This window comes from Neisseria sp. HMSC078H04, from assembly GCF_001838135.1.
In the GTDB taxonomy this organism is placed as follows: domain Bacteria; phylum Pseudomonadota; class Gammaproteobacteria; order Burkholderiales; family Neisseriaceae; genus Neisseria.
Genome location: NZ_KV835834.1, coordinates 95,449 through 108,088, shown reverse-complemented (window position 1 = coordinate 108,088; position 12,640 = coordinate 95,449). Strand labels below are relative to the sequence as shown.

Below are 12,640 nucleotides of genomic sequence, written 5' to 3'. Positions count from 1 at the left end.
AAATATTATTTCAGGTCGTCTGAAATCAATCCGTTCCAATATTTCAGCGATTTAAAGATTATGAAAACCATCACAGATACCCTAAACCTCGCTCCACAAGGCAAGAATTTTTTGACTGCCGACTGGCCTGCCCCTGCCAATGTTAAAACGCTTATTACCACGCGCAACGGCGGTGTCAGCAAAGGTGTGTACCGCAGCCTGAATGTTGGTTCGCACGTCGGCGACAATTTGGAAGCCGTGCTCCACAACCGCGAAATCGTACAGGAACAAGTCGGCCTGCCCGTTGCTTACCTTAATCAAATCCACAGCACCATTGTTGTGAACGCAGCCGAAGCGTTAGACAATACGCCCGACGCCGATGCCTCGGTGGATACAACGGGCACGATCGCCTGCGCTTCGATGACTGCCGATTGCCTGCCTGTCTTGTTTTGCGACAAAGCAGGGACCGTTGTTGCGGCGGCTCATGCAGGTTGGCGCGGTTTGGCCGGTGGCGTTTTGCAAAACACCATTGCAGCAATGAATGTCGAGCCGCTGGAAATCATGGCCTATCTCGCCCCTGCCATCGGCCCTGATGCGTTTGAGGTAGGGCAAGATGTATTTGATGCGTTTTGCACCCTTATGCCGGAAGCTGTCGATGCGTTTGAAGACATCGGTGGCGGCAAATACCTTGCCGACATTTACGCTTTGGCGCGCATGGTTCTGCACCGCGAAGGCGTGAATATGATTTATGGTGGCACCCATTGCACCGTCTTGGAACGCGATACTTTCTTCTCCTACCGCCGCGACGGACAAACCGGCCGCATGGTCAGCCTGATTTGGTTGGGAAAATAAGATTTTCGCCATCAAAGACAAGGCCGTCTGAAATACTTTCCGTTTACGGTTTCAGACGGCCTAAACATTATTCGTTATAATCCGACGATACCGTAACCGGTTTCAACGAAGGAATATCCAATGAAAAAAATCCTATTGCCTGCACTCGCCCTATTGCTTGCCTCTTGCGGTTTCCACCCAAAAGGCACGGGCGTGACTTCTCAGCCGCTGCCTTATCAAAACTGGCATGTAGAAGGCGGAGCCGTTATGCAAAAAGCGCTGGAAAATGCCTTACGCCGTGCCGACGGCCATCCGGTTAGCGAAGCCGAATCACAAATCACCCTGCGCGTTGTCGACTTTCAAAAACGCCGCGACATCTACACCATCACCCGCGCCGCCGCAATCAACGAATACCTGCTAGCCATGACTGTCAAAGCCCAAGCCTTCCGCAACGGCGAGCCGGTTGGCGAACCGATGGAAGTCAAGGTTCACCGCACCATGGACTACGCCGACAGCGAAGTTTTGGGCAAACAGGAAGAGGAAGAAACCATTTGGTCTGAAATGCGCATCGACGCCGCAGATCAAATCGTCCGCCGCCTGACTTTCTTAAAGGCGCAATAATGGCTGCCGCGCCCATTGAGAGCCTGCGCCCCGATACGCCGCTCAAACCGTTGTATATCATCCACGGTGAAGAGGATTTGTTGCGCATCGAAGCTTTGGATACGCTGCGCGCAGCCGCAAAAAAACAAGGCTATCTCAACCGCGAAGTCTATACCGCCGAAAACAATTTTGACTGGAACGAGCTGTTGCAAAGTGCCGGCAGCGCAGGTTTGTTTGCCGATTTGAAACTGCTGGAAATCCACATTCCTAACGGCAAACCCGGCAAAAACGGAGGCGAGGCCCTGCAAGCCTTCGCTGAACGCCTGCCCGAAGATACGGTTACGCTCATCCTCCTGCCCAAGCTTGAAAAAGCGCAAATCCAGTCCAAATGGTTTTCCGCATTGGCAGGCAAAGGCATCGTCTTAGAAGCAAAAGCCGTTGCACCACATGCTTTGCCGCAATGGATACAGGGCCGTCTGAAACAGCAAGGTTTGGATATCGAGCCTGAAGCACTCGCCCTTTTTGCCGAGCGCGTCGAAGGCAATCTTTTGGCCGCCCGTCAGGAAATCGAAAAACTTGCCCTGCTCCATCCTCAAGGCCATTTAATCAATATTGCCGACGCAGAAGCCGCAGTTGCCACCGTCGCCCGCTTCGACGTATTCCAACTGGCAGGCGCATGGATGAAAGGCGATGCCCTGCGCGTTTCCCGTTTGCTGGACGGTTTGGAAGAAGAAGGCGAAGAGCCGGTTTTGCTGTTGTGGGCGGTTGCCGAAGACATCCGCACCCTAATCCGCCTGACTGCCGCACTCAAGCAAGGCCAAAACATCCAAAGCCTGCGCAACAGCCTGCGCTTATGGGGCGACAAGCAGACCCTTGCACCGATGGCGGCCAAACGCATTTCCATCAACCGCCTGCTCGACGCGCTCAAAACCTGCGCCAAAATCGACCGCATCATCAAAGGCGCGGAAGAAGGCGATGCATGGACCGAGTTCAAACAGCTCGTCACTTCGCTGGCCGCCTGAAAACCGTTTCCACGCATCAAGAAACTTGCACGCAATACGCCCCAAAAACAGAAAATACTGTAAAATAGCGTAAACTCAAATTCAGGCCGTCTGAACCTCGCATTTCAGATGGCCTCTTCCAGCAAAAAACAAGGAAACACCAACCATATGGATAATAAAACCAAACTTCGCATCGGCGGCCTGGCCCTGCTGACCACTGCCGTATTAAGCCTCATCATCGTTCTGATCGTCGATTCATGGCCGCTGGCCATCCTGTTGGCCGTCATCATCGTGGCCGCTGCCGCAGGCGGTTTCGTTTGGACTTCACGCCGTCAGCAACGCCAATTCCTCGAGCGCCTGAAAAAATTCGACATCGATCCGGAAAAAGGCCGTATCAACGAAGCCAACCTGCGCCGCATGTACCACAGCGGTGGCCAACATCAAAAAGACGCAATTACCCTGGTTTGCCTGTCACAAAAATGTTCCGTTGACGAAGCGCACGCCATCTTCAAAAAACGTCCGACCCGTCAGGAAATGAACCAAATGGCTGCCCAACAGGCACGCGGTCAAAAACGTCCACATCGCTAATCCCGACAGTAACAGGCCGTCTGAACATCCTATCCCGTTTCAGACGGCCTGTTTTTATTTCCATCAAACCCATTTCCGTTTCCATCGCATTATGACCCGTCTTCCCACCGCCCCACTCAAACGCCGCCTCGCCGCACTGGTTTACGAACTTCTGCTGACCGGCGCCGTTACCAGCATTGCCGCCCTTGCAGCCGGTATTGTCGCCATTTTTCTCAATCCCGTTTCCACGCGCCTGTCCATGCTGACAACCTGTCTGATTCTGTTCTACGCATGGTGGCTCTACTTCCGCGCCAACTGGCACAAAAAAGGCCAAACCCTCGCCATGCAGACATGGAAAATCGGTTTGGCCGATAAAAACGATACCCAGCCGCCCCTGCCACAGCTGCGCCTGCGCTTTATTTGGGCTAGCATTTTTATTGTTTTCATTCCCCTATTTGCCTACGCCGGATTGCGCCATCTGCTCAATATCCCGCCTAAAGGCGCATTCGGTGCTGCGCTTATTTGGCTCATCCTGCCATGGGGCTTTGCCCTGTTCCATCCCGACCGCCAGTTCCTCTACGACTTCTTGGCCGGAACAAGGCTGGTGGATTTAAATCAGAAGAAAACAAACGAATAAAATCCAAAAGCGGCTCAATCCGTAAATAAAATAAAGGCCGTCTGAAACTCAAGATAAGTTTCAGACGGCCTCTAATCATGAAATCAAGCAATGATTATTCTTGCCAACGTTTGAACACCAGCGAAGTATTGACGCCGCCAAAAGCAAAGTTATTGCTGACCACATAATCGGTTTGAATCTCACGTCCGCCTGTTTGAATGTAATCCACCTTGCCGCAACGCGGATCGATGTTTTCCAAATTGACGGTCGGCGCAAACCAGCCATTGTTCATCATTTCGATGGTAAACCAGGCTTCCAATGCGCCGCACGCGCCGAGTGTATGACCGAGATAGCTTTTTTGCGAACTCATCGGTACAAAACCAAACACTGCCTCAGTCGCTAATGTTTCGGCAATATCGCCTTTTTCGGTCGCCGTACCGTGGCCGCTGACATAGCCGACTTTATCAGGCGTAATACCGGCGTCTTTCAGCGCAAGCTCCATACATTTTTGCATGGTTTCTTTTTGCGGTTGGGTAACGTGGCTGCCGTCGCTGTTGGCTCCATAACCGACAAGCTCGGCATAGATTTTCGCACCGCGCGCACGAGCGTGTTCCAACTCTTCCAATACAAAAATGCCTGCGCCTTCGCCGATGACCAAGCCGTCTCGAGCGTTATCGTAAGGGCGCGGAGTCAGCTCAGGTTCGCCGTTGCGGCGGCTGGCGGCATAAAGTGAATCGAAAACATACACTTCAGACGGACAAAACTCTTCGCCGCCACCAGCCAGCATCATATCAATCAAGCCGTATTTAATCGCTTCGTAGGCATAACCAATGCCTTGGCTGCCGGACGAACACGCGCTCGATGTCGGGATAATGCGGCCTTTCAAACCGAAGAAAATGCCGATATTGGCGGCAGTCGTATGCGGCATCATGCGCACATAAGTATTGGCGTTGAAATTGCGCGATGTGCCTGTTATCAAAAGTTCGCCCATATCGCCGATGTCTTTGGTGCTGCCGACAGACGAACCGCACGCCACGCCCATACGGCCGTCGGTAATGCTTTCATCACCCAGCAAACCCGCATCCGTCAAGGCTTGTTCCGCCGCATCGACACACAAATGCGACACGCGCCCCATGCTTCTGAGCTGCTTGCGTGTCCAGTGCTCTGGAGGGGAATAGCCTTCAATCGGCGCGCCCAGTTGCGCTTCCAATTCAGGAAAGCGTCCACTCCAGTCCATGTATTTGACCGCGTTTTTTTCGGCTTTAAAGGCCGTCTGAATACTTTGCCAATCACGGCCGAAGGCGGTAATACCGCCGATACCTGTTACTACGACTCTTCTGGTATTCAACACAAACCTCCGTTCACAGCAATCACTTGGCGCGTAATGTACGCCGCTTTTTCATCCATCAAAAAGCGCACCGCATGCGCCACTTCTTCCGGCAATCCCATGCGCGCGGCAGGGACGGCCTTTAAGATTTCTTCGACAGGCACGTTTTCATCAATAATATCGGTATCGATAAGGCCCGGCGCCACGCAGTTGACGGTAATTTTACGTTTTGCCAACTCAACCGCCAAGGCTTTTGCCGCGCCGATCAAGCCCGCTTTGGACGCGCTGTAATTGACCTGACCGCGGTTGCCCGTCAAACCGGACACCGATGCCATGCATACAATCCGTCCGGCTTTGCGGCGGCGGATCATCGGCATGGTCAAAGGGTGCAACACATTATAAAAACCGTCCAAATTGGTTCGCAGCACCAAGTCCCAATCATCATCTGCAAAAGCAGGAAACGCATTGTCGCGCGTCAGGCCGGCGTTCAACACCACGCCGTAATATGTGCCGTTTGCCTCAATGTCGGCAGTCAAAATTTCTCGGCAGGCTTCGCGGTCGGACACGTCAAACTGCAACACGCGCGCATTTCTACCCAATGCACGGATTTCTTCTGCAACAGCTTCCGCTTCATCGCGACGGCTGCGGCAGTGGACGACAATATCAAAGCCGTCCTGAGCCAAACCAAGCGCGACGGCTTTGCCGATACCGCGATTAGACCCTGTAATTAAAATAGTTTCACTCATACGTTTTCTCACTATATCGACAGGCCGTCTGAATCTTTGTCTTTTCAGACGGCCTTGTAAACGGTTTAAATGATTTGACCGTCTTTCGGACTGTACACATTTAAAGAAGCTTTTGCCAGCAAACCGTCCGGCGGCAACAGATACTTCACATCTTCCGGCGCATCCGTCCAGCGCAACTCGCAATCAAATACGCCCATGCCGCCCAAATCCTGAATGGACACATGCGTCCTGACTTCCAGCTCAGTACCGACAGGCACGGAATCGGCAAACAAATCCAGTTTGCGCGTTCCCAATAAAAAACCCAAGCGTACAGGCTCTCCGGCCTTTAAAGCCTCAATGCCTGCAAACGCGCCTATACCCTGCGCCATCAATTCCATATAAGCCATAGACGACAACACGCCGTCCTGCAGCAAAATATGCTTGTCGCCAACCGGCGCACGGCAAACCGTGTAGTCGTCGCCAAATTCTTTCACACAATCGATTAGCACCATATGTCCGCTGTGCGGAAGCAGCGAAGCCACATCATAAATCGGGGCACTCGGTATTAAAGGCATAAAATATCATCCGGGAATAAATTACGTTACAATATGCATTATAACAGAGCCTAGCTTTTACTAACCCATTTCATTACAATGTATGAAAATGTAAAACATTGAAAGACATCATGCCTCAAAACGTTTGCCGTTTCAGCTTCAATATTGCCGCATGGCAGGCCTCCTCCAGCAAGATCAGTACGCCGGAGCAATGGCAGGACTGGGCGCAGGGAAAACTCGATACCGCCTCCCTGCCGGAGTACAAACCCGCGCTCTCCTTTTTGCCGCCTATGCAACGCCGCCGCTTGGGGAAAGCGGCGCGCTTGGTTTGTGATGCCGCATGGAATCTGGCCGACCAATATCCTGAAAGCGTACCGGTGTACGTTTCTCACGACGGCGAAAGCAACCGCAGCTTTGAATTGTGGCAAGAGCTTTTGAACACGCATACCGTCTCGCCAACCTCATTCGGCCTGTCCGTTCACAACGCGACGATTGGGCAATGGTCGATGTTGCGCAAAGACATGAGCGAACATACCGCGTTGGCCGTTGCCGCCGATTCCTTTGAAACCGCGCTGACCGAGGCATTCGCGCTTTTGCAAGACGGCGCGCCATCTGTTTTAGTAATTGTCGCCGATGATCCGTTGTCTGAAGACTATCCCGTCCTGGCTACACGTGCGCCGTTTGCCTATGCATTGGCACTGGTCATCACAAAGGGCGAAGACTATACCTTAAGCTTGGAAACCACATCCGCAAGGCCGTCTGAAAACCCTAACGATACAACAGTCGAGCCTTATTGGAGCAGCTTGGAGTGGGTACGCTTCCTGCTTTCAGACGACCGACAACATACGCAACAATATATCGGTAGAAACTGGCACTGGCAGAAAAACGCATGAAGACTTTAGACTATTTCCGTCGCTTTTTTGCCACACTCTTCGGCTTCATCCTCTTCGGCGTTGCAGGCGTATTGTTCAAAATTGCACTTTTGCCCTATACGCTCAAATCGACCAAAGGCGACATCAAACGCCAACTTGAAGCAAGACGCATGATAGGCAGAGTTTGGCGTTTCTTCGTCGGCTACCTGCAATGGTCGGGTGTATTGAGCGTCCGCTTCAACGGCTTGGAAAAACTCGGCAGACCCGGCCAGCTCATTCTTGCCAACCATCCCTCGCTTTTGGATGTCGTCTTGCTGATCAGCCACTATTCCGAGCCAAACGTACTGGTTAAAAAAGACCTGTTGCACAACCCCAGCATGAAAAGCCAGATTATCGCTTCAGGCTACATCCCCAACGATGAAAGCATGGAAATGCTGGAAGAAATCGATGCCGTGTTCAAAAGCGGGCAAAGTTTGCTGATTTTCCCCGAGGGCACGCGCACAGGTTGGGACGGACAGGTTAAAATGCACCGAGGCGCCGTATCGCTCGGTTTGCGCAGCGCATCAGTCATCACGCCCGTGTGCATCAAGATGACGCCGCCCAATTTTAAAAAGGGGCAACCGTGGTACAAAATCCCGCCACAAAAAATTCATTATGAAATTACCGTCGGCGACGATATCCTGCCTGAAGAATGGCTGGCAGAAAAACCCCTGCCCATCGCCGCACGCCGTTTAAACGAATACCTGCAAGACTATTTTACAAGGAAAACCACATGAGCAATTTAGAAAACCAAATCAAACAATTAATCATCGACAGCTTGGGCTTGGAAGACATTACCGTTGCCGACATCGGCAGCGAAGATCCGCTTTTCGGCGACGACGGCCTGGGTCTGGATTCGGTTGATGCATTGGAACTTGGTTTGGCCGTACAAAAAACCTTCGGCTTCCAGCTCGACGGTGAAAACGACAACCTGCGCGAAAACTTCGCCAACGTCAAAACTCTGGCCGAGTTCGTCAAGAGCCGCCAAGCATAAGGGAGAGACAAGATGACCGAACAAGAAGTACGCACCCTACTGACCGATGCACTGGTTAACCTGTTTGAAATCGAACCGGAACGCATCAAACCCGAAACCAACCTCTACGAAGATTTGGAAATCGACAGCATCGACGCCATCGACCTTATCGACCACATCAAACGCGAAACCGGCCGCAAACTGCAAGCCGAAGACTTCCGTAATGTCCGCACCGTAGAAGACGTGGTTCAAGCGGTTTTGAAAGTACAACAAGATTCCTGATTCCGCTTTGAATCAGCATATTTTCAGACGGCCTTGTCAATCCGCAAGGCCGTCTGAAAATCAATCATAACCATGAAAATATTAGGAAAACTCCTACTGACCCTCGCCAGCCTCGCCTATCCGCTTCTATGGTATTACGGCAGGGAAAACGGCGCATTTTTCTGGCTTGCAGCGGTCATGTGTGTATTATGGCTGATACGCGCTGCCATGCCGCAAACCACAGCCCAACGTATTACAGCGATTATCCTCACCGCCTTTTTTGCCGCTGTACTGATTTTCAGACGACCCGATTCGATGTACTGGTATCCCGTCGCCGTCAATGCACTGATGCTTGCCGCTTTCGGCGGCAGCCTGTTTGCCAAACAAACGGTTATCGAACGCCTCGCCCGACTGCAACATCCCGACCTGCCGCCCGAAGGCGTGCTGCACACCCGTCGTGTTACGAAAATCTGGTGCGCGTTCTTTATCTTCAACGGCGCAACCGCCGCCATTTTGGCAGGCTTGCAATATTACGATTGGTGGGCGGCTTATACAGGCATTGTGTCGTATGTGTTAATGGGAATCTTATTTGCCGGAGAGTGGATTTATCGGAAATTGGTTTTGAAGGTGTAAACCATTAAAAATATTTCATCAATTAGACGAATAACCATAATGAAAAAAATCATCTTACTTACCCTGATTTTCTTCACATTTACCGCATGTTCTTCGACGTCTAAAACGCCTTTATCCCCTGAAGAAAAGGCAGAAGCCGAATACAAGAAAAATTATACGGAAGTTGCCAGCCACACCATCAAAACACGCTCGGGAAACCTGACCGTCATTGACCGAATACACAATAGTTATTCTGACGATACTACAACCAGCAGCATGAATTTGATGATTATCCGGAAATCCAGTACGGTAAAAGCAAGGGCTGCACAAACAGCCGTATTTACAGCAACTTTTGCATTACTGATTCTTGCCCGTAACAGCAATCATATTGAATATGAAGGCCCTGACCTGCTGGACAAACACAATTTAAGCGGGAAGCCCATTAAACCGAATTTTGCGAATCCTGCTTTTGAACAATTCTCCCCAAAAGTTCGCGATTGGGCGGCAAAACGATCATTTAAAGGCAATAGTGCCAATAAAAAACTATTTGTCCAACCGGGCCGTTTCTATTTGGTTTATGAAAAATTCAATAAACGAGACCGATTCTTTCTGAACAATGAAGTCAGCCTTTTTTTAGACGGACAAAACGGCAAAACCGATCGGTTACTCCATTGCTTCAAAAGAAGTGAAAGCCATTCATTGGAAGAGTGGCAGGCAAATGATTACGAATTGGTACGCCAAACGACAAACAAACAATACGATGAATGCTTGGCCCAATTCAAAGAAGATACCAAGGCAAATACATCAAAATTATAAAACCTTAGAACCATCATGCACCTAACCCGAATCCTATCCCCCAACCTACCCCAACACGACCTTATCGCCGCCCATCCGAATTGGACGCGTGCTGATTTCAACCGTGCGGTTTTCCACCTGTCAGGCCGTCTGAAACAGGCAGGCGTGCGAACGGCCGCGTTGTGGTTTGATGATGCCGCGCTGTTTGCCTGTGCTGTATTGGCAGTGTGGCATTCTGGCGGAAAGGTTTTATTGCTGCCCAATTTGGCGCAAGACAATGTGGCGTGGGGGAAAACGGCAGAAGCGTTTTTAACGGATTCAACAGATAAAAAGCTGTCTTCAGACGGCCTGAACATCTGGCACTTACCTGATGTATTAGCTAAAACAGATTTGGAAGAGCAGCACACCTATCCTGAAAACCATCTGATTCCCGACCATGCCGAAGCATGGCTGAAAACATCAGGTTCCAGCGGTGAAGCGCAAATTATTGTGAAAACCGCCGCGCAAATGCAGGCAGAAGCCCTGACTTTGGCAAATACGCTGCCATTTGGACAACACGGTGAAACCGTTATCGGCAGCGTGATTCCACAACACCTTTACGGCTTCACGTTCCGCTTCGCACTCGCGCTGACAATGGGTTGGACTATGGAACGGCAGCAGGCGGTTTATCCGGAAAACCTGCTTTCCAGTACGGTCGCACATGATAAAGTGGTTTGGATTGCCAGCCCTGCCGTACTCAACCGCTTGGGTGAAAACCGCAACTGGCAAAGTATCGGCCATAAAATTGCAGGCATTGTCTCGGCCGGAGGCGCATTGCCCGCAGCCACGGCGGATTTGCTGCAACAGACTGCCGTCCGCCCGTTTGAAGTTTATGGCAGTACCGAAACCGGCGTGATTGCCTCACGTTGCGAACGCCAAGAATGGCAGCCTTTCAAGGGCGTGGAAATCGGGCAAAACGAAGAAGGTGCGCTGTGGGCTTCTTCGCCTTGGTCGCCCGAGCGCCGCCAAACCGCCGACTTGATCGAGCCGCAAAATGACGGTTTCCTGTTACTCGGTCGTCAAGACCGCATTATTAAATTTGAGGACAAACGCGTGTCGCTGACCCAAATCGAACACGAACTTTTACAACACCCTTGGATTGCCGACGCCCACTGCGGCCGTCATCCGCAACACCAACGCATTGCCATATGGGCGGCATTGAACGCAGACGGTATCGCTGCCTTGCGCGAGAAAGGCCGCGCTGCGGTTGCCGATACACTCAAACGCTATCTGGCCGCCACGCAGGACACCATCGCCCTGCCGCGTTACTGGCGTTTTACCGACAACCTGCCGCGCAATGCCCAAGCCAAAATAGCCGCGTCGGATTTTCAGACGGCCTTTACCGTTGCCCAAACTTCTCCCGTTTGGTCGAAAACATCATCTGACGATGAAACCAATACCGAAACTTTTATCGGCCGCGTGCCTTTGGATTTGATTTATTTCGGCGGCCATTTTGCCACCTTCCCGCTGGTTCCCGGCGTGGTCGAGCTGCAGTGGGTACGCAACCTGATTGCGTCCAAGCCATGGGGCAAACAGCGTATCATCCGCATCGAAAATCTAAAATATCAGCAGTTTATCCGTCCTCACGATGAAGTGTCGGTAGAGCTGAAATACGATGAATGTAAAAACAAACTGAGCTTTAAAATCAACAACGGAGAGCATCCGTGTGCATCAGGACGGATTGTATTTGAGGCCGTCTGAATATACCTATTAACTTTTTAGTGGAAAACCAACAATATGCAACTCTTCCCTGCCCTAGAACAACGCTATTCCCACGAACACCAGTCCGCAGGCGAGGCTCAACGTCTGGCTCAAGAAATCGCTTTTGCACCGATTGTGTTCCAAGTTTCCCGCCTGATGGTGAAATTTGGCATTCTGGACCTGTTGAACGACCATCCAGACGGCCTCACTCAAGCCGAAATTGCTGAAAAAGCGAAAATCAGCAACTACGCGGCACAAGTCCTGCTGGAAGCCTCGCTGTCTATCGGCACTGTCTTAACTCGCGACAACCGCTATTTCATCAGCAAGGCCGGTTGGTTTGTCCTCAAAGACAAAATGGCCCGCGTCAACATGGATTTCACGCAGGAAATCTGCTACCAAGGCATGTTTGATTTGGAAAAAACCCTGCAAACCGGCAAGCCCGAAGGCCTGAAAGTATTCGGCGACTGGCCGACCATTTACGAAGGCTTGTCTTCATTGCCAAGCATCGCGCAGGAAAAATGGTTTGCATTCGACCATTATTATTCCGACAATTCCTTCGCCGAAGCACTCAACACCGTGTTCGCCAAACCGGTTAAAAAACTGCTCGATGTCGGCGGCAACACCGGCCGCTGGGCGGAGCAATGTGTCAACCACAATGCCGAAGTCGAAGTAACCATCATGGATCTGCCGCAACAAATCGGCTTGATGCGTGAGGCGACCAAAGGCAAAAACGGCGCGGACCGTATCCACGCCCATCCGGCCAACCTGCTTGATCCTGAAATTCCGTTCCCAACCGGTTTTGACGCAATTTGGATGAGCCAATTCCTAGACTGTTTCACCGAGGAACAAGCCACCAGCATTCTTCAACGCGCTGCTGCGTCTATGAGCGAAAACACCAGCCTCTACATCATGGAGCCTTTCTGGGACAGACAACGCTACGAAACCGCCGCCTACTGCCTGACCATGACCAGCCTGTATTTCACTGCCATGGCCAACGGCAACAGCAAAATCTTCCACTCTGAAGACCTAATCCGTTGCGTCGAAAAAGCCGGATTGAAAGTAGCGGAAGTTTCAGACGGCATCGGCCGCGGCCACAGCATCTTGCGCTGCGTTAAAGCCGTCTGAACATCATCTTTTAAACCCTAAAA

Annotated in this window: 16 protein-coding genes; 13 read left to right on the top strand and 3 right to left on the bottom strand. The window is 51.4% G+C overall.

From position 1 onward, the window contains the following. Positions 1–60 precede the first annotated feature (60 nt). From pgeF to HMPREF2560_RS04790, 5 genes are all read left to right on the top strand, one after another. Positions 61–831, top strand: a complete 771-nt coding sequence (pgeF, locus tag HMPREF2560_RS04810) for a peptidoglycan editing factor PgeF (RefSeq protein ID WP_070608835.1) — start codon at positions 61–63, stop codon at positions 829–831. Positions 832–951: 120 nt separating this feature from the next. Further along, positions 952–1,431 (top strand): LPS-assembly lipoprotein LptE, encoded by a 480-nt coding sequence (gene lptE, locus HMPREF2560_RS04805; protein ID WP_070608833.1) that lies wholly within the window; start codon positions 952–954, stop codon positions 1,429–1,431. After that, positions 1,431–2,432, top strand: a complete 1,002-nt coding sequence (gene holA / locus HMPREF2560_RS04800; RefSeq protein WP_070608832.1) for a DNA polymerase III subunit delta — start codon at positions 1,431–1,433, stop codon at positions 2,430–2,432. The genes lptE and holA overlap by 1 nt, the downstream gene beginning before the upstream one ends. A 147-nt stretch (positions 2,433–2,579) precedes the next feature. Next, positions 2,580–2,999: a hypothetical protein gene (locus tag HMPREF2560_RS04795; protein WP_003746427.1), complete on the top strand. Its 420-nt coding sequence runs from the start codon at positions 2,580–2,582 to the stop codon at positions 2,997–2,999. A 91-nt stretch (positions 3,000–3,090) separates the two neighbouring features. Further along, entirely contained in the window at positions 3,091–3,615 is a 525-nt protein-coding gene (locus tag HMPREF2560_RS04790) for an RDD family protein (protein ID WP_070608830.1), read from the top strand. A gap of 94 nt (positions 3,616–3,709) precedes the next feature. Here the strand turns inward: HMPREF2560_RS04790 and HMPREF2560_RS04785 are convergent, their stop codons facing one another. The 3 genes from HMPREF2560_RS04785 to HMPREF2560_RS04775 form a co-directional block, all read right to left on the bottom strand. Beyond that, a complete protein-coding gene (locus HMPREF2560_RS04785; protein ID WP_070585691.1) occupies positions 3,710–4,945 on the bottom strand; it encodes a beta-ketoacyl-ACP synthase in 1,236 nt (411 codons plus the stop codon). Further along, the gene (fabG, locus tag HMPREF2560_RS04780; RefSeq protein ID WP_070873746.1) at positions 4,939–5,667 is read right to left on the bottom strand and encodes a 3-oxoacyl-ACP reductase FabG; all 729 of its coding nucleotides are present in this window, start codon (positions 5,665–5,667) and stop codon (positions 4,939–4,941) included. Before fabG ends, HMPREF2560_RS04785 begins: the two co-directional genes overlap by 7 nt. 65 nt (positions 5,668–5,732) lie before the next feature. Then, positions 5,733–6,221, bottom strand: coding sequence for a hotdog family protein (locus HMPREF2560_RS04775; RefSeq protein ID WP_070873745.1), 489 nt, complete (start codon positions 6,219–6,221; stop codon positions 5,733–5,735). Between the two features lie 110 nt (positions 6,222–6,331). Here HMPREF2560_RS04775 and HMPREF2560_RS04770 point away from each other — a divergent pair, with 110 nt between their 5' ends. The 8 genes from HMPREF2560_RS04770 (at position 6,332) to HMPREF2560_RS04735 (ending at position 12,617) form a co-directional block, all read left to right on the top strand. Next, complete coding sequence (locus tag HMPREF2560_RS04770; protein WP_070873744.1) at positions 6,332–7,093, top strand: beta-ketoacyl synthase chain length factor; 762 nt, start codon at positions 6,332–6,334, stop codon at positions 7,091–7,093. Further along, positions 7,090–7,848: a lysophospholipid acyltransferase family protein gene (locus HMPREF2560_RS04765; RefSeq protein ID WP_049322183.1), complete on the top strand. Its 759-nt coding sequence runs from the start codon at positions 7,090–7,092 to the stop codon at positions 7,846–7,848. The genes HMPREF2560_RS04770 and HMPREF2560_RS04765 overlap by 4 nt, the downstream gene beginning before the upstream one ends. Then, positions 7,845–8,105 carry a phosphopantetheine-binding protein gene (locus tag HMPREF2560_RS04760; RefSeq protein ID WP_003680822.1) on the top strand — a complete coding sequence of 87 codons (261 nt, stop codon included), beginning with the start codon at positions 7,845–7,847 and terminating at the stop codon, positions 8,103–8,105. Before HMPREF2560_RS04765 ends, HMPREF2560_RS04760 begins: the two co-directional genes overlap by 4 nt. A gap of 12 nt (positions 8,106–8,117) precedes the next feature. Further along, complete coding sequence (locus tag HMPREF2560_RS04755) at positions 8,118–8,366, top strand: acyl carrier protein (RefSeq protein WP_003680823.1); 249 nt, start codon at positions 8,118–8,120, stop codon at positions 8,364–8,366. A 72-nt stretch (positions 8,367–8,438) separates the two neighbouring features. After that, positions 8,439–8,978 (top strand): COG4648 family protein, encoded by a 540-nt coding sequence (locus tag HMPREF2560_RS04750; protein WP_070608820.1) that lies wholly within the window; start codon positions 8,439–8,441, stop codon positions 8,976–8,978. Between the two features lie 39 nt (positions 8,979–9,017). Further along, positions 9,018–9,773 carry a hypothetical protein gene (locus tag HMPREF2560_RS04745; protein WP_070608818.1) on the top strand — a complete coding sequence of 252 codons (756 nt, stop codon included), beginning with the start codon at positions 9,018–9,020 and terminating at the stop codon, positions 9,771–9,773. Between the two features lie 15 nt (positions 9,774–9,788). Next, positions 9,789–11,492 (top strand): ApeI family dehydratase, encoded by a 1,704-nt coding sequence (locus tag HMPREF2560_RS04740; RefSeq protein WP_070608816.1) that lies wholly within the window; start codon positions 9,789–9,791, stop codon positions 11,490–11,492. 36 nt (positions 11,493–11,528) lie between these two features. Continuing rightward, positions 11,529–12,617: a FlxJ family methyltransferase gene (locus HMPREF2560_RS04735; protein WP_070585683.1), complete on the top strand. Its 1,089-nt coding sequence runs from the start codon at positions 11,529–11,531 to the stop codon at positions 12,615–12,617. The last annotated feature ends 23 nt before the right edge of the window (positions 12,618–12,640 follow it).

Coding starts and splice junctions, on each gene's coding strand:
- HMPREF2560_RS04750 (WP_070608820.1), top strand. CDS start 8,439: ATGAAAATATTAGGAAAACTCCTACTGACCCTCGCCAGCCTCGCCTAT.
- HMPREF2560_RS04775 (WP_070873745.1), bottom strand. CDS start 6,221: ATGCCTTTAATACCGAGTGCCCCGATTTATGATGTGGCTTCGCTGCTT.
- HMPREF2560_RS04745 (WP_070608818.1), top strand. CDS start 9,018: ATGAAAAAAATCATCTTACTTACCCTGATTTTCTTCACATTTACCGCA.
- HMPREF2560_RS04795 (WP_003746427.1), top strand. CDS start 2,580: ATGGATAATAAAACCAAACTTCGCATCGGCGGCCTGGCCCTGCTGACC.
- HMPREF2560_RS04755 (WP_003680823.1), top strand. CDS start 8,118: ATGACCGAACAAGAAGTACGCACCCTACTGACCGATGCACTGGTTAAC.
- pgeF (WP_070608835.1), top strand. CDS start 61: ATGAAAACCATCACAGATACCCTAAACCTCGCTCCACAAGGCAAGAAT.
- holA (WP_070608832.1), top strand. CDS start 1,431: ATGGCTGCCGCGCCCATTGAGAGCCTGCGCCCCGATACGCCGCTCAAA.
- HMPREF2560_RS04770 (WP_070873744.1), top strand. CDS start 6,332: ATGCCTCAAAACGTTTGCCGTTTCAGCTTCAATATTGCCGCATGGCAG.
- HMPREF2560_RS04790 (WP_070608830.1), top strand. CDS start 3,091: ATGACCCGTCTTCCCACCGCCCCACTCAAACGCCGCCTCGCCGCACTG.
- fabG (WP_070873746.1), bottom strand. CDS start 5,667: ATGAGTGAAACTATTTTAATTACAGGGTCTAATCGCGGTATCGGCAAA.
- HMPREF2560_RS04735 (WP_070585683.1), top strand. CDS start 11,529: ATGCAACTCTTCCCTGCCCTAGAACAACGCTATTCCCACGAACACCAG.
- HMPREF2560_RS04760 (WP_003680822.1), top strand. CDS start 7,845: ATGAGCAATTTAGAAAACCAAATCAAACAATTAATCATCGACAGCTTG.
- HMPREF2560_RS04765 (WP_049322183.1), top strand. CDS start 7,090: ATGAAGACTTTAGACTATTTCCGTCGCTTTTTTGCCACACTCTTCGGC.
- HMPREF2560_RS04740 (WP_070608816.1), top strand. CDS start 9,789: ATGCACCTAACCCGAATCCTATCCCCCAACCTACCCCAACACGACCTT.
- lptE (WP_070608833.1), top strand. CDS start 952: ATGAAAAAAATCCTATTGCCTGCACTCGCCCTATTGCTTGCCTCTTGC.